Origin of the sequence: Candidatus Lariskella endosymbiont of Hedychridium roseum (assembly GCF_964020185.1) — a bacterium.
Taxonomy (GTDB): domain Bacteria; phylum Pseudomonadota; class Alphaproteobacteria; order Rickettsiales; family Midichloriaceae; genus Lariskella.
This window is the reverse complement of sequence record NZ_OZ026538.1, coordinates 719704-734991: the sequence shown is the minus strand read 5'-3', so window position 1 is coordinate 734991 and position 15288 is coordinate 719704. Positions and strand designations below refer to the sequence as shown.

The 15288-nt window shown below is 33.8% G+C and carries 16 protein-coding genes, 1 tRNA gene and 1 pseudogene; 9 read left to right on the top strand and 9 right to left on the bottom strand.

Annotated elements, in window-relative coordinates; all coding sequences use genetic code 11:
* Positions 1-409 precede the first annotated feature (409 nt).
* Both AACK98_RS03680 and AACK98_RS03675 read left to right on the top strand, forming a co-directional pair.
* Positions 410-1171, top strand: a complete 762-nt coding sequence (locus AACK98_RS03680) for an outer membrane protein (RefSeq protein WP_339042379.1) — start codon at positions 410-412, stop codon at positions 1169-1171.
* A 51-nt stretch (positions 1172-1222) separates the two neighbouring features.
* Positions 1223-3037 (top strand): hypothetical protein, encoded by a 1815-nt coding sequence (locus AACK98_RS03675; RefSeq protein ID WP_339042377.1) that lies wholly within the window; start codon positions 1223-1225, stop codon positions 3035-3037.
* 637 nt (positions 3038-3674) lie between these two features.
* Here AACK98_RS03675 and AACK98_RS03670 read toward each other — a convergent pair.
* The 3 genes from AACK98_RS03670 to AACK98_RS03660 form a co-directional block, all read right to left on the bottom strand.
* Positions 3675-5102, bottom strand: a complete 1428-nt coding sequence (locus tag AACK98_RS03670) for a DASS family sodium-coupled anion symporter (protein WP_339042375.1) — start codon at positions 5100-5102, stop codon at positions 3675-3677.
* A gap of 74 nt (positions 5103-5176) precedes the next feature.
* Positions 5177-5467 (bottom strand): IS1 family transposase, encoded by a 291-nt coding sequence (locus tag AACK98_RS03665; protein ID WP_339042373.1) that lies wholly within the window; start codon positions 5465-5467, stop codon positions 5177-5179.
* Positions 5430-5846, bottom strand: a complete 417-nt coding sequence (locus tag AACK98_RS03660; protein WP_339042371.1) for a hypothetical protein — start codon at positions 5844-5846, stop codon at positions 5430-5432. The genes AACK98_RS03665 and AACK98_RS03660 overlap by 38 nt, the downstream gene beginning before the upstream one ends.
* 208 nt (positions 5847-6054) lie before the next feature.
* Here AACK98_RS03660 and AACK98_RS03655 point away from each other — a divergent pair, with 208 nt between their 5' ends.
* On the top strand, positions 6055-7164 hold the full coding sequence (locus AACK98_RS03655) for a mechanosensitive ion channel family protein (RefSeq protein ID WP_339042368.1): 1110 nt from the start codon (positions 6055-6057) through the stop codon (positions 7162-7164).
* Between the two features lie 42 nt (positions 7165-7206).
* Here AACK98_RS03655 and AACK98_RS03650 read toward each other — a convergent pair whose 3' ends face one another.
* Entirely contained in the window at positions 7207-8220 is a 1014-nt protein-coding gene (locus AACK98_RS03650) for a DMT family transporter (RefSeq protein WP_339042366.1), read from the bottom strand.
* A 201-nt stretch (positions 8221-8421) separates the two neighbouring features.
* Between AACK98_RS03650 and AACK98_RS08160 the strand changes: the two genes are divergently transcribed.
* On the top strand, positions 8422-8559 hold the full coding sequence (locus tag AACK98_RS08160) for a transposase (protein WP_410519997.1): 138 nt from the start codon (positions 8422-8424) through the stop codon (positions 8557-8559).
* A 127-nt stretch (positions 8560-8686) separates the two neighbouring features.
* Here AACK98_RS08160 and AACK98_RS03645 read toward each other — a convergent pair whose 3' ends face one another.
* From AACK98_RS03645 to AACK98_RS03630, 4 genes are all read right to left on the bottom strand, one after another.
* Positions 8687-8845 carry a DNA alkylation repair protein gene (locus AACK98_RS03645; protein ID WP_339042364.1) on the bottom strand — a complete coding sequence of 53 codons (159 nt, stop codon included), beginning with the start codon at positions 8843-8845 and terminating at the stop codon, positions 8687-8689.
* Positions 8835-9182 (bottom strand): DNA alkylation repair protein, encoded by a 348-nt coding sequence (locus AACK98_RS03640; RefSeq protein ID WP_339042362.1) that lies wholly within the window; start codon positions 9180-9182, stop codon positions 8835-8837. Before AACK98_RS03640 ends, AACK98_RS03645 begins: the two co-directional genes overlap by 11 nt.
* A gap of 208 nt (positions 9183-9390) precedes the next feature.
* Positions 9391-9864 carry a methylated-DNA--[protein]-cysteine S-methyltransferase gene (locus AACK98_RS03635; RefSeq protein WP_339042567.1) on the bottom strand — a complete coding sequence of 158 codons (474 nt, stop codon included), beginning with the start codon at positions 9862-9864 and terminating at the stop codon, positions 9391-9393.
* A 1092-nt stretch (positions 9865-10956) separates the two neighbouring features.
* Positions 10957-11047, bottom strand: a tRNA-Ser gene (locus AACK98_RS03630).
* A 165-nt stretch (positions 11048-11212) separates the two neighbouring features.
* Here AACK98_RS03630 and AACK98_RS03625 point away from each other — a divergent pair.
* From AACK98_RS03625 to tnpA, 5 genes and pseudogenes are all read left to right on the top strand, one after another.
* On the top strand, positions 11213-11431 hold the full coding sequence (locus tag AACK98_RS03625) for a cold shock domain-containing protein (protein WP_339042360.1): 219 nt from the start codon (positions 11213-11215) through the stop codon (positions 11429-11431).
* Between the two features lie 80 nt (positions 11432-11511).
* On the top strand, positions 11512-11637 hold the full coding sequence (gene ykgO / locus AACK98_RS03620; RefSeq protein WP_339042358.1) for a type B 50S ribosomal protein L36: 126 nt from the start codon (positions 11512-11514) through the stop codon (positions 11635-11637).
* Positions 11638-11801: 164 nt separating this feature from the next.
* On the top strand, positions 11802-12152 hold the full coding sequence (locus AACK98_RS03615; protein WP_339040208.1) for a hypothetical protein: 351 nt from the start codon (positions 11802-11804) through the stop codon (positions 12150-12152).
* The gene (locus AACK98_RS03610; protein WP_339040210.1) at positions 12121-12510 is read left to right on the top strand and encodes an IS1 family transposase; all 390 of its coding nucleotides are present in this window, start codon (positions 12121-12123) and stop codon (positions 12508-12510) included. The genes AACK98_RS03615 and AACK98_RS03610 overlap by 32 nt, the downstream gene beginning before the upstream one ends.
* A 154-nt stretch (positions 12511-12664) precedes the next feature.
* Positions 12665-13066: pseudogene (tnpA, locus tag AACK98_RS03605) on the top strand (IS200/IS605 family transposase); the annotation flags it as partial.
* A 731-nt stretch (positions 13067-13797) separates the two neighbouring features.
* Here tnpA and argH read toward each other — a convergent pair.
* A complete protein-coding gene (argH, locus tag AACK98_RS03600) occupies positions 13798-15249 on the bottom strand; it encodes an argininosuccinate lyase (protein WP_339042356.1) in 1452 nt (483 codons plus the stop codon).
* Positions 15250-15288 lie beyond the last annotated feature (39 nt).

The following is a 15288-nucleotide window of genomic DNA, read 5'->3' as shown; positions in this document are numbered from 1 at the left end:
ACAAATTTTCAATAAATAATAAAAATTTATATCATAACAAAATTATTATTTAAATATAATATAAGAAAAATTCAATTAACTTTTAGTTGTATATCGTATTTGTAAGTGTTATAAAATCAGTAATAATTGCACACATTCATCATTAGACCTCTTGCATAACCTCATTCTGAGGTAGAAATTCTTATAGAGTAGATTTTTGCAAGACGTCACCAAACAATGATCCACGTGAGTGTTTTTATGTTTTAGTGACAATCAAATCACAGTTTGGAACAGGTTATGCAAGAGGTCTATTAAATACTGGCAACTTTTAATTGTATATGATATAGTTGGCACTTTGCTAACTGTAGAATCGTATTTCAGTGAAATCATGCAGTTACTATGTGTATAAAATTAGTTACAGAGGGAAATAATGAAAGTTAAAAATTTATTTATTTCATTAATAGGATTTGCATGCGTTTCAGAAGCATATGCTGCCTCACAACATATAAGAAGTAACATCAATTATAAAAACTTATATGTATCTGGAGAAACGGGAATCTCTATTCCATCATTCTCTAAAGATGACTCAAATAATGAAGAATATTATAAAGGTGCCAAACCAAAAGTTGGAATCCCATTTGGAGCTGAAGTAGGCTATAGGTTTTCTAATGACTTAAGAGTTGGTCTTAATATATCATATAGATCGCATAAGATTAATCAGGATGTAGAATTTGATTCTAAGGATAAAGAAGGAAAAGATAGCAAAGATAAAGCAAATGTGAATCAGAAATTTAGCAGTACACTATTTATGCTAAATGGCAAATATAGCATTTGTGATTTTTATGGAGTGAAGCCATATGTGATGGCTGGAATTGGCATGAATTATGCTGTTAATGGCGCATATACGAAGAATAGCACTGCAAATGATGGCAGCGTAGTATCAGATAAATACGCCGGTCAAAACAAAATGAAGTTTGCTTGGAATATAGGTGTAGGAATAGAAAAAGAACTTGGAAACAATTTCGTGCTTGGCCTTGGATATCGCTTCATTAATCTTGGTAAAAGAGAAACAAGTGGTGAGAAAACAGTATTAGGAGCAGCAGGATTGATACAGAAATATGATAACGTCACTCCTATTTCTGCATCTTTAAAAGCGCATGAAATCACACTTGGCATCACTTACAATTTCTAATTATCCAGTAGGTGAAATAAGATAAATTTTAGTTAAATTTGGTATAAAAATATGGCTAATATAAAAACAGAGTTTTATGCAGCTATCGCAAGGCTACAAAAACAATTAGAGAGCAACAGTCTCAGTAAAGATGATAAAGCAGCTACAGAAAAGTATATAAAAGACACATTAAGCACTTTCAGAGAGAAATTATCTTCCAGTGAAAAGAAAATGTCTGTGGATGACGTGAAGGCTCTTGCAAAAGAAATTGATGATGCAGATCAAAAGAAAGAGGACCTGGTTAATAAAATTAACACTCCAGTAAAAAAGGAAGAGATTCAGGATGTCGCAACCAATCTTGAGAATTTGAAAAAAGAGTTTGATGATCTTAATACTCAAGTTTCTAATGCTGTTCAAGAAAGACCATCCAAAGCTGATTATGAAAAACTCAAAAATGATCTATCTCAAGCAAAGTCGACTTATCTTGATGCTGCATTAAAAGATCTTGATGATGAACTTGACAGATATATAAAAGATGCGAAAGCTAACAAACAAGATAAAATTTCGCAAGATGTGAGTGACAAGTTTAAAGAGGATGTAAAAAGTAAAAGCGATGATTGTATAGGGAAACTTGAAAATGTAAGATCTCAAGTTCAAGATTTACTTGCCAAAGTAAAGGCAGTTTCTGATCAAATAGCTCCAGTCCGAGATTTACGTAACAAATTTTCTGATATCGAAGAGAAAATCAGCATCATGCTTGCAAAAGCCAGCGACGGGAAAATATCTGAGGAAGATAATAATGAATTATCTAAGGTGAATAATGAATTTCAAGCTATAGTTAAAGATGTAACCAGCCTTTTAAAAACAACTCAAGATAATGCACAGCAATATCCTAATCTGGAAGAGCTGAATACATTTACTAGTGCAATAGTAACAGATGAATTTGTCAAAGAAAAATTTGACAATCTGATAAACAAAATGAATGCACCAATTGTACTTGTTGAAAAAGCAGAAGAGGCAAGCGGTGAAGGTGAGAAAGAAGTAAAAGAACAAAATGATGAAGATTTGGAGGAAAGAGAAGCAGAAGACAATAATAATATTGAAAATGATAAAAGCTTAATCAAGAAAAGCACAAAAAACGAAGAAGAAATTGAAACACTGGAACAAAGCAGTAATACGGCCGGTACAGATAACACGAAAGAGCCTACTGAGCCAGCTTCTGCTGCAGAGCCAGTAGTACCTGAAGCGCTTCAGAATTCGCAAAGAGAATTTACAGATCTTAAAACTAGTGTCTCTGATGCTATCAGTGCAAAGCCCTCTCAGGATGCTTATGAAAAGTTTAAAAGTGATTTTAGTAAAATTATATCTACCGACTGTGAGACTGCATGGCAAAGTTTAAAGTCTAAAGCTCAAGAGCTTATACGAACTGCAAAAGATTTACAGCAAGATAAAATTTCGCCTGATGTGCGTAATAAATTTGTCAATGATGTCAAAACAAAGAGCAATACTTGTTTAGAGAAATTTAATGAGACTCAACCTAAAGGCAAAAAAATTCTTGGTGAAATGCAGCAAGTTTCTGATCAAGCAGCTCAACTCAAAGCTTTATCCGACAAGCTTGCAGATATTAAAACATCTGATGAAAGGGCAGAAAATCAACTGCAAACTTTAATGCATGATGTAACTAATCTTCTAGGCAATGCTAAAACCGCTGTACAGCAAAATCCTAATGTGGATGAAGCAATTCAATATCTTAGCAAAATTCCAGAAACTAAAGATATTGAAAAACCATTCGACAATCTTATGACACAAATTGATGATGTAAATTTTCTTGCTCAAACAGAAGAAAATACTCAACCTAACCCTTTTGCAGAATACATGATGCATTAAACTAATGAAATTTTTCTTCTAAATATCATCATGTTTAAAGTTTTTTGCCTGTAAATATTAGTTTATTTACAGGCAGGAGCGCTTTTATAGTCGCCTGCGTCATAACTCTAAGAAGCTAGAATATTTTTTTGGTTGCAAACAATTATGCTGCACTGAAAGTCCAGCAGCAAACATATAGTCGCTGCTGTATTCTATTATTTGTAGGAATTTGGTATTATATATCAGAAAATTAAATGCACAAAAATTGGCTTTTAGAACTGCCCTGCGCTAATTTTCGGATATATAATTGTCCTGTAGCTAGCAACACTACTTAACAAAATCCATAAGGTTTTGTGGCAATTTGTCACTTTTTCTGCTGTATTCATGTGCATTATAATTACTTGCAAGCCAATATAACTCCTGCTTTCTTTATGATTCCTTTAACAAGTTCACTTTGTATTTAGTATTCCTATATTATTTATTCTTGAAATAGCTCAAGTAATGTTTGTGGCTTCCATTGCTTATTTGTATACTTGCTATACTTCAAAAATTGCTACTGGCTATGTATTGATGTATATCTGTTTAGTTATAGAGTATAGACATCAAATGCATTCTCAAGCATTAGACATTCTTCACGAATAAAAGCAATGGTAACATTCTACTGTAATATCTTTATACCAAGCTTACTCCATAAAAATGCTGCAGAAGCAACCCATATGCTTATATTGATAATACTACTTAATAATCCTATACTTAGCCATTTTCTAACACTCATTCCACTGCCATTAAAAAATATAGGAGCGCTTGTTATACCATAGTGTGTTAAACATGCTGAAACATTTGCAAGAAAAGCTAGAATTAAACACGCTGCAATAGGATATATTCCCAAGTGTATCAATAAAATGGCAAAAGTTGTATACATCACTGTTGCGTATACTGTAATACTTGCAAAGAAATAGTGCATATAGAAAAACACAACCACTATACAAGCAGCAGCAATATATGGATTAAACCCATACACTATAGTTTCAGCATATTCACTGATTCTCTCCATGACACCAGATCCACTTAATGCACTAGATAAAGTTACAAATATCCCAAACCATATAAAAGTATCCCACGCAGCCTTCTCTTGAATTATGTCATCTAGCGTAATAACACCACATAATACTAAGATTACACAACCTAATAATGCCGTAGCTGTTGAGTTGATACCAATGTTATAACCAAATATCCAAAGCATTAGTAGTAGTACAAAAGTACACAGAACCACGATTTCTCCTTTGGAAATTTTCCCCATTTCCTTTAAAGCATGTTTTGCTGATTCCACAGCTTCGTCACAAGAATCTATATGTGGTTTTATTATATACATCATTACAAAGGGCAATAATATAAGACTAAGCAGGCCTGGGATGAATGCAGCTTTTGCCCATGTAATCCAATCTAATTCAACACCGATACCATGAGCCAACTTAGCTATAAATGGATTACCAACCATCGCAGTTAAAAACATAGCACTTGTTATAACATTTGATTGGAAACATATCTTCATCAAGAACTGTTTAATTAATTCTGGATTGCTGACATTTTTAGCTTCTGTTGAGTATTGATCAGCTATAGCACGAGCAATTGGAAATATGATTGCACCACCTCTAGCTGTCGCGCTTGGAATAACAGGCGCTATTAATAGTTCTGTTAAAATCAAACTATATGATAAACCAATTGTACTGGAACCCAATTTTGATATTAAAAAGTATGCTATTCTCTTGCTTAAATTTGACTTGATAATAGCCCTGGATATAAAAAATGCAAACACAACCAACCATACTATATCTTCACCGAACCCCTGCAGAGTATCCCTAACTGACATTGTATGAGTTAGAATACATGCTGTTACTGCAATCATGCTAAGAATGCTCATTGGTGCAGGATTAAATATTACTGCAATAATAGTAGTTAAAAATATTACTAATAAATTCCAAGATTTTTGTTCTAAGCCTGCGTGCCATGGCATAAACCATAAACATATACCAAACGCAAATATTAAAAAAAGAGCTTTATGATTGATTATATTTTTCTTTTCCATGGCAAATAGCAAAAATTAATAGTAATAGGAAGATTAAATTATGTGAAATGTCATATAGTGACACCACAAATAGATTAGGGAGTTTTCACATAAAGATAGATAAGAGCTGTTCTTGACATTGTTTTAATATTTGTGTAATAGTAAAGAGCGCACCAAAGCTTGATGGATCCGTATACCATTGACTCTTTTTTAGAAACGATTTTAGTGCGCCGTGTCATTCGGCATAAATGATGTCGCGTGTTGCTATTATCTCTCTCGATACATACTGTGCCAGACTTTCCAATTGTATGACGCTCTTTGGGTAAAATTTTAGAAAAAGCATTCCAATCATCCGTATAAAAATGACATTCTTTCAGATGACTCACTTTTTGTAGAGCTTTTGGAATGTTGCAGTATCACGATTGCCTGTAACCCAGGCAACTGTTCTACTTGTACTACGATCAACTGCCTTAATGATCCAAAGCTTGTTTTTTTTGAACCAATAAAATGCCACATCTCGTCGAATTCCATCTCCATAATATCCGAAGAGACAACTGGCTCCTGAGTCTTGCCCATCGCCTCTACTACCCAGCGATAAATTATGGACGGCGAATGCCATAATATCTTGCATAACATAGAAAAAGAGCCATTACCAAGACTATATAGCATAACGCATAATGCTTTCTTAACAGCTGTTTGAGGCTTCTTGCCCAGATCGCCCTCAACAAAATTTAGAACATGATCTGCACTTATAACGCTGTACACCCCCTCACAATGCCATTCTTTACAAAGATATCAGAGCAACATCCCTTACAACAAACCATAAAACCACTCTTTAGTTTTTAAAAAAGTGATCATATCATACTTCTATCTAATTGTGAAAACTCTCAAAAATATATACCATGATTTTTTGTTTATCATACACTAAACTGTAGTGCTATTATTATTACACACAGCATAACGGATAATTAACATGATAGAGATAATCACTAATTTTCTTGAGAAAATATCAATAGTATTTCAACAAAATACATATTTTTCCAGCATTGTTATTACTTTATTATGTGGCACTGTTGGATATATTGTCATGCTTTACACACAGAAAGGAATAAAGCGCCTGCAAAATGTATTTGCTGCTAGATTAAATAAATCAGAGAAATATTCTTGGTATCATAAAATATTAGTTGCAGCTGAGAGACCTATTCAGTTTGTTATTTTTTTCTTTCTGATTTCTATACTAGTTAGCATATTTAGTCAAAACATCAGTATAAGTGATAATTTTTTGAATTCTATAGGACTAGTGCGTGATATTGCTATTGTTGCTGCAGTAACTTGGTTTTTTCTAAATTTTATTACACAAATCGAACACCACTGGCTTTCGCTTAAGGATAAAAAGTCCAATATAGATTTAGCAAGCGCGGATTTAATAGTAAAAATACTGCGTGTTATTGTAGTGATTGCTGCACTTTTAATGCTAATGCAAGTTTTTGGTATAAGTGTAAATGGATTGCTAGCATTTGGTGGAATGAGCGGAATTGCTGTGGGTTTTGCAGCAAAAGATCTTTTAGCTAATTTATTTGGCACTGTGCTAATATACTTTGATAAACCATTTGTCGTTGGAGAAAGCATTAAGGTTATCGGTTCGGATGTAGAAGGCTCTGTTGAAGCGATAGGGTGGCGAGTTACAAAAATTAGAACATATGAAAAGAGACTGGTATATATTCCAAACTCTATATTTTCAACATGCACAGTTGAAAATGCTTCAAAAATGTCGCATAGACGCATTTTAGAAAATATTATAATTCGTCATGAAGATCACGCAGCTATCGAATCCATAGTGAATGATATACGAGAATCTCTCATTATAAATCATGATATAGATCAAAGTTTTGATATAATAGTCAATTTTAGCTCAGCAACATTAAATGGATTAAATATCATGATACAATGCTTGGTTTATGAAACACAGCTTGCAAAATTTTGCATTGTGAGGCAAAGAATTATGACTGATGTATGTAGAATTATAACATCACATGGTGCCTCGCTTGCTGTTTTAAAGAACAATTATGCGTCAACTGGTTGACACTATACCTTTCAAAATTGACGCGTTTCAAATACTCTTTGATTATACTATATCATCCAATGCTGCTGTTTTCTCTGAATTCCGCTTCTTATATTCAGAATACAGAACTAAAACTCCAGCAATTATAATCATAAGATATCCAAGATACGATAATAGAAACTTAGGAAATTCTCCAAAAATCATAAAACCTAAAATACTAGTGCATACTAGCTTCAAATATACGAGTGGAGCAACTACAGCCATATCTCCCTTCATAGCATAGAAAAACGCTATACTATGCATTAGATATAACAATGAAGCAGCACAAACCAACGCAAATTCATTGAATCCAATATTATCATCAAATGATGCATTAAAACCACCTGGATATGCAATAGAGAAGCTACCAATAATTAATAAGTGTTTCCATTCAATAAAAGCAACACAATATGAAATTAACGAAGCAAAAAGCATTACATAAAAAAGTTGCGCTTTATTGGAAGCTTTACGATGCCCCAAAAGCTTCACGAGAGAGCTATTTACTACCCAAAAACCCACTGTTAAAAAGACAAAGAAATAACCTTCATTAAAATCAGATACAACTTTTTCATCTGAGAACAAGCTATATAACGCTTCCGGCTTAACAACAATAAAGCCACCTAAGAATGCTAATATCACTGCAATTATTTTAATCAAAGTGATACGCTCATTAAAAAATACAGCACCTATAATGATCCATAATACCTGTTCTATGTGTGTAAGCGCTGTGACGTCTAAGAGTTTTAAAAACTTTAAAGAATACATCATACTAAGCGACCCACCTGCACTAAATACGCTACGTAGCAAATGTATCTTTATGTTTGGTGTCTTAATTACATTCAACCCATCTTTATAGAAAATCCATGGCAGGAGAAAAAGAAAAATAATAGACTTATATAAAAAAGTTGCCTGATTAGAGTTTACTGAGTATGTTATGCATTTCATTACCGCATAAAGAGAACCAAGACTTACAGCATTCACTGCCATAAACAGCATTGCAACCATATTACTATTTTTATCATTACTATCTGATAGCATAAAATCCTCATTATAAGATAATTAGATAGCATAATACGAAATTTGTTATCGCAATTAACTGCAAGCTTCACTATTATTTTTAATCAAGACATCAATTCGGCATACAATGCATAAATATTTATGCAAATATTTTTTGATTAATGTTGCATCCAGAATACAAGCTATAGATTACCTCAAACACTACACTATAATATAGATGAAATGCCTGACTATACTACTATCTGTAGAATGATCAAAACTTTAGATCTGCAAGTAAAAAATTATGTAAGAGATAGGACTTCTCCTATGCTTGTTGCTGTGGATAGCACAGGGATTAGCGTTTATAATTTAAGTGGTTAGCATGGAAGAATTGCTGCAGATAGAAAATACAAAGGCTTAAAACGCTCCTAGTATACGGCGCTTTACTGGCAATACAATAGCTCCAAAATTGAGGAAGGCTAATTTTCGTGCATAGATGAGTTTCCAGTTATTTTATAATTGGAACGCGCGTTAGATATAGTTTTCTTTGCTCTTTCGGAAATTTCTCGATAGCATAACGCAGCATTGTTCTCGGCATGGTATTTTTATAATTTTCCAGAAAATGAGTAAGTTGCAATATATCTTTTTTACCTGCTTCACGCAGCATCCATCCTACTGCTTTGTGTATTAGATCGATCGTGAGAATCATTTTGTAAAATTGATGCAATTTTGAACGTCCATTCCAAATCATCTTTACGTATGAAATATAATGTAGATACAATTGCAATTCTGCGTTCCCAAAGAGATTTTGAAGTAGCCAATTTAACAAGATAGCTTTTATCTCTATCCCAAAGATATGCTCCTACAATCAAGTGAGCAGAAGTATCAACAAGATTCCAATTATTTATATTTTTTAAGTTTTTTGTATAAAACTTAAAAAGCTCCTCTTTAAGTTCTGCTGAAGATATCTTATATTTATGAGATAAAATGATGAGCGCAAGCAATCGTTCTTCATTGATAGGTGATTATAGCGTAATACTTAACTCATCACATGTCAATGACAAAAATTTTTTTGCAATTTTCCGCAAAATTGGAACTCTAACACCAATAAATTGATCATGTTCAGCATAACCACCAGCATATGTTTTGAAAAAAATTGCAGTACTGCCTTTTGTAGAATCAATAGATTCTAGTAAAATTTTCTTGATACAATCAATATTGTGAGACATGTTTTTTCTCGTGATCAATAAGCCATTGTTTACGCGTAACGCCACCAGCATACCCTCCAAGATGACCATTGCTGTTAATAACACGGTGACACGGAATCACGATTGCTATTTGGTTTGCGGCATTAGCACTGGCAACGGCACGGTAAGCTCTTGGCTTTTCTATAGCACAGCCCAGTGCAGCATATGTTTGCGTTTTACCATATGGAATACACATCAACTCTTCCCAAACCAATTTTTGAAATTGACTTCCTAGAAGATTAATTGGTGTCTTAAATTTTATAAGTTTACCACTGAAATATGCTTTTAGTTCATCTTTAATTGACAGAATAATGTCAGTAATTCCTGGAATGATGAATGCTTCTAGTTTAAATATCAGCATGCTAATTTTGCATTCTAATCTACATCTGTCAGTAAATTCTAAGAGATAAATACCTTTATTATCCGAAATGACTAACATAGGTCCAAGCTGAATATCTATAAAAGATATCTTAAGAATATTTGAATGCTTATCAAGTTTCGCAGAAACTGTCTCTATATTTTTTAAAATGGTATCTTGAAGACAATGATATGATTTCATAGCTTTTTTACTCATTTCAAATAACTTTATTTATATTTCAAAAGTATATGGTTAGCGCAAGTTGCCAATTAATATTAAGCATCTAAGCTACTAATTACCGGCAATGCGGATCAATAGATCTTTCATAAAATCATCAAAAACAGTACCTTGATGCAACAACCTTTTTCATATTTTATTTTTGTTTATTTGCAAAACCCTCAGGTAACATATATGGCCCTAAAATCTGCCACACAGCAAGCAATTAATTAGCAACTCGCGTTAGTTAATAGGTTGCTATGTATATAAAACTTTATTTAATAGACCTCTTGCATAACCTGTTCCAAACTGTGATTTGATTGTCACTAAAACATAAAAACACTCACGTGGATCATTGTTTGGTGACGTTTTGCAAAAATCTACTCTATAAGAATTTCTACCTCAGAATGAGGTTATGCAAGAGGTCTAATAAAGTTTTATAGTAGATCTTTACTTTACAAAATATCTCATTTGCATTTGCACTAGTGAACTATTGCAAGCATAAGAAAAACCTTTTACAATGCGCTAGTTGCAAATTATTTTATAATTGGTTATTTGTCCTGAATACTGCGCTACAGGCCAAGTCGCTTAAATTAATTAAAAATGGATTGTAACATGAAAAAGCTTATTTTATTTCTATATTCGCTGGTTTTATTTGCAAATATAGCTAATGCTCAGCAATGTTTTGTTGCGAAGGAAAAAGATAAAATTATTCAACAGATAGAAGATTGCGATGTGAGATAGGCATCATGTAGTACCTTTAAAATTCCTATTAGCTTAATAAGTTATGACTCAGGAATTTTTTTTGACGCAACTAACTCTTCATGGCCTTTCCAAAAAGGTTATTCAGATTTTCTATATACATGAAAATAAGATCAAACACCAAAGAGTTGGATGAAAGATAGTTGCATTTGGTATTTGCAAATATAAACTATGCTCTCTGTGGTTAAAGAAATCTGGCGGATGGAGTGGGATTCGAACCCACGGTACGCTCTTCACGCACGCCGGTTTTCAAGACCGGTGCCTTAAACCGCTCGGCCATCCATCCAATGATAGCTTTTAACAGAACAGTAGCTTCTTATCAAGCATTTTCTAATAAAATAAGTGTATACTTTGCAGTCTTTTTGGGATACAATGAGTTGCTGCTCATGGTTATGTCGTTATTGATTATACCATGCTGCTGTGATCGCAATTTTTTTTACTAAGTAAATACATGAAGTACACTGGCATAGTGAAGTGGTTTAACCACACTAAAGGTTATGGGTTTATAGCTTCCGATTCTGAAGACTGCAATGAGGGTAAGGATGTTTTTATACACAAAACTGCCCTTGAGAGAGCAAGAATTGATTCTCTTAAGGAAGGTGATAGGATTACCTTTGAGATAAAAAAATTTAACGGGAAAGTTTCCGCTGAAAATGTTTCGTTAGCATAGATCTCTGTAAAAGGGAGTTGCTATATACATATAGTTGCTCCTTTTTTTATTTTTATAGATATAATATTTTAATTAGAGTTATGAAAATTCTGTCATCACTAAAGTCTGCAAAAAAAAGAGATAGAAATTGTAAAATGATTATACGTAGAGGTAGAGTATATATAATCAACAAAACAAATCCTAAATTCAAAGCAAAGCAGGCTTAGTTAGCAAACAAAAGCTAATACTAATGGCATAATTAATCATATAAGTTGCAGCTGCTATTCATATAGACTGAGATGTAGGCATTGCTAACCAAGAATAGATTTTGCTTTTAAATTCGCGTATATGTATACTGCCTTGATAGTAAGTTATATTGGAAGCATTATATATGTTAAGTTGTAAGCATTGTGGCAGCATAGGAAGCACAAAGAATGGCTATATTAAAGGTCGTCAGAGGTATAAGTGCCTAGAGTGTAAAAAGAGCTATAAGTCTGGAGATATGAGAGTAAAGTACAGCCTTAATAAAAAGATGAAGGTTGTTAGTATGTATCTGGAGGGAGTTGGAATTAGATCAATCGAGAGATTAGAAAAGGTCTCGAGTTCACTTATAATAAAGTGGATTAGAAAATTCTCAAAGCTTCTAAAACAAAGGCTGAATGATGTTACGATACCTGAGGATGCCAAGCAAATCTCAATTATTGAGCTGGATGAGCTTTTTAGTTATTGCCAAAAAAACTAACAAAGTCTACATTTGGCTTGCTGTTGATAGGGACAGAAATAAAGTTGTTGATTTTGAAGTGAGCATTGTCAGGGATTTTGCATCCTATCTTCCGATTGCCATGCGATTACAAAGTAGCTACGAGATAGAGATATCATGCAGTGACCATTACGACGTTTATGAAAAATTTAGGATTGCTAAAAAACACTATTCTACTAAGGCAGAAACGTCTTTAGTGGAATCATTCAACTCATTAATACGGCACTATTTAGCCAGGTTTCATCGTAAAACCAAACGTTACAGTAAGGCCATAGATATGATCTATAACTCTATCCTAATGCTTTTTAATAAAGACTTGCTGATATCTATCTTTAGTTAGCAATGCCTGATAATTGCAGTTCTTATACTTGCTTTATGTAGTTATATGTGATATGGTTAACACCCTCGCCTTTAGGCGAACACTTTAGTATTAGTTATCTAGGAAATGTGCTAAGGGAGGACGAATGGAATATAGGAGATGATCCCACAGCCTATATGACCTAAAGTATCATATAGTATTTTGTACTAAGTATAGGTATAGAGTTTTAACTGGGCAAGTTGCGATTAGAACTAGGGAAGTAATCCGAGAAATATGTGCTGCTAATTACATAAATATAATTAGTGGCAGTATGAGTCCTGATCACGTACATATATTAGCATTGGTTCCGCCTAGTATATCAATATCTAAAGCTGTGCAATATATTAAAGGTATAAGTAGTCGTAAGTTGCTACAGGAATTTGCACTGCTCCGTAAGCGGTATTGGGGACAACATCTTTGGGCCAGAGGGTATTTTGTTGTGACAGTTGGCAATGTGAATTCAGAAGAAGCGCAAAAATATATAGAACAGCATGAGGAACATCACAAAAAAGATGATTTTAGAATATCAGAATTTTAGCGTTTACGCTTTTAACCTGCTTTGCAAGCGTTACACAAACTACCGCGCTTTAGCCGGTAGTAATTATTGGTATCTGTATCAATTTATTGTGATTTTTTATGGCAGAATGGGAAAAATATCTATAAGGTGTGCAGTATGCGCGTCAACTTCTGCTCCTTTAAAATAATATTATATCCAGCCTCACCTAAGACATTCCTAAAACAGTCTCTGATATATAAAGCATAGAAACTCCAAGCATTACTCTAATGTTTCTTCGATATCTACAGACTTAACTGATAACACAGTGACTGCACGTGCACTGTCTTTGGCTAGATGTTATATTATCTATTGGCATGACGCAAAGGCTAACTGCTTTTTGAAGTCGCCTGCGTCATAACTCTAAGAAACGCATGATTTATTTGGCTTGCAAGCAATGACGATGCCTCAGAATCCAGCAGAAAAAGTTTCAAGTATCGAGCAATTATATATCCAACAATTAGCACGTGGCAGTTCTAAAAGCTAATTTTTGTACATTTAACTTTCCGAAAAATCGATTTTGACAGACAGACTATATAAATATATATACTCGCTATATTTCAAAAATTTATGCCTTGCAGACCGCTTGTTATGCATTGACTATACACTGCTTTGCGTTCTTTCTAGCTCTTTTTGAAATATAGTTTCGTATCAAACGGAAATACCAGCTCTTCATTTACCAGAGGTATATTATCCGTTGTGCTTGAGGCGCTAGACTACATATACTCACGCCTTGCAGCTCTGATAGCTTTTCTGACCTTAACTGGGTTTGTACCCCCTGCACTCCTTCTGCTTATCACAGCTCTTGATGATATAAAAACACTATATATGCCTTCGTTTATCTTCGGATCTATTTCTTGTAATTCACCAAGCTCCAATAAAGAAAGCTTCTTATTTTTTTGCATAGCATGTTTTATGATTTGTCTTGTGACGCAAGCAGCACGTTCATGAGTCATCTCAGCTGAACCTATTAACCAATCCATGAGATCATAAGCTGTGGAATAACCATACTGCGCAGCTTCTTTAAATTCTTTGCGATATACAATGAAATCTGCAGTAAGAGCAGCCATTATATTAATCGAGTTGAATAATGTATCATATGAATCAAAAACAGGCTCTGAAACCTCTTGTAAGTCTTGTGTAATGTCGTTATCAAGCGACTTCATTATCGTCATAATATTGAACATATTGCCGTATACGCGCCCAATCTTCGCTCTAACGACTTCTAATATTTCAGGATAATAACGATTTGGCACAACATGATCTTGAGTTACAAGATCTTTCGAGAAAGATATAAAATTACAATATGGACTTTGCCAATGTATTAAATCTTCTACCATGCGTGTTATATGCATCATAGCAGTAGAAACTGCAGCAGTAAAATCTATAGCAAAGTCTCTATCTGTCACTGCATCTAACGCATTCTGCACAATTCCATCAAAGCCTAAAGCTTTTGATGTCATTTCTCTACTTATATGTAGAGCAGTTCCGACACCCATATAAGCACCAAAAGGTGACTTATTAAGCCTTACTCTAGCTTCTCTAAACCTTTGCCTATCTCTCCCAAACATCTCGACATAAGACAACAGCTTATGACCTAATGACACAGGAGGACCAACCTGATTATGAACGTAACTTGGTACAACCATCTTAACGTTTTCTTCAGCTTTATCTATTAATGCTGCTTGCAGATTTTGTAAAACAGAATCAAGCACATCGCAAGCATCACGCATCCAAAGTCTCAGATCTCCTGAATACTGTTCTCCACTTGATCTTGCAATTTTTAGATAGTTTGTAACTTCACCAAGTGTATCATCAAGACATGATTCTAAAAACGCGTATATGTTTCTGGAATCTCCACCTATTACTATCTTTTTTGCTATTATCTCTTTTTTAAGCTTATCCAAAGCTCTGATAATCCTTTTTGCATCATGCTCAGGTACTATATTACGCTTTAGACACATCCGCATCTGAGCTTTCATAGACTCTATTGCAACAGAATACAGTCTGTTATCATATGATATAGAACTCAGTATCTTGCTACTTAATGCATCACGACTACTGGAAAAATAGCCTCCCCACAAAGACTTTGTCACCCCTTCAACTTGAGCAACAGAAGAGACAACATTATCGCGAGTATGCCCTAAATTTATTTTTGCTCCATTCATTTTATGAACAACCACACTAAATCAATTAATATTTAATTA

Excerpts from the sequence above, each read along its gene's own strand:
- AACK98_RS03670 (WP_339042375.1), bottom strand. The coding sequence starts at position 5,102 with ATGGAAAAGAAAAATATAATCAATCATAAAGCTCTTTTTTTAATATTT.
- AACK98_RS03625 (WP_339042360.1), top strand. The coding sequence starts at position 11,213 with ATGAAGTACACTGGCATAGTGAAGTGGTTTAACCACACTAAAGGTTAT.
- ykgO (WP_339042358.1), top strand. The coding sequence starts at position 11,512 with ATGAAAATTCTGTCATCACTAAAGTCTGCAAAAAAAAGAGATAGAAAT.
- AACK98_RS03655 (WP_339042368.1), top strand. The coding sequence starts at position 6,055 with ATGATAGAGATAATCACTAATTTTCTTGAGAAAATATCAATAGTATTT.
- AACK98_RS03680 (WP_339042379.1), top strand. The coding sequence starts at position 410 with ATGAAAGTTAAAAATTTATTTATTTCATTAATAGGATTTGCATGCGTT.
- AACK98_RS03610 (WP_339040210.1), top strand. The coding sequence starts at position 12,121 with ATGAGCTTTTTAGTTATTGCCAAAAAAACTAACAAAGTCTACATTTGG.
- AACK98_RS03615 (WP_339040208.1), top strand. The coding sequence starts at position 11,802 with ATGTTAAGTTGTAAGCATTGTGGCAGCATAGGAAGCACAAAGAATGGC.
- AACK98_RS08160 (WP_410519997.1), top strand. The coding sequence starts at position 8,422 with ATGCCTGACTATACTACTATCTGTAGAATGATCAAAACTTTAGATCTG.
- AACK98_RS03650 (WP_339042366.1), bottom strand. The coding sequence starts at position 8,220 with ATGCTATCAGATAGTAATGATAAAAATAGTAATATGGTTGCAATGCTG.
- AACK98_RS03675 (WP_339042377.1), top strand. The coding sequence starts at position 1,223 with ATGGCTAATATAAAAACAGAGTTTTATGCAGCTATCGCAAGGCTACAA.
- AACK98_RS03635 (WP_339042567.1), bottom strand. The coding sequence starts at position 9,864 with ATGTTAGTCATTTCGGATAATAAAGGTATTTATCTCTTAGAATTTACT.
- AACK98_RS03645 (WP_339042364.1), bottom strand. The coding sequence starts at position 8,845 with ATGCTGCGTGAAGCAGGTAAAAAAGATATATTGCAACTTACTCATTTT.
- argH (WP_339042356.1), bottom strand. The coding sequence starts at position 15,249 with ATGAATGGAGCAAAAATAAATTTAGGGCATACTCGCGATAATGTTGTC.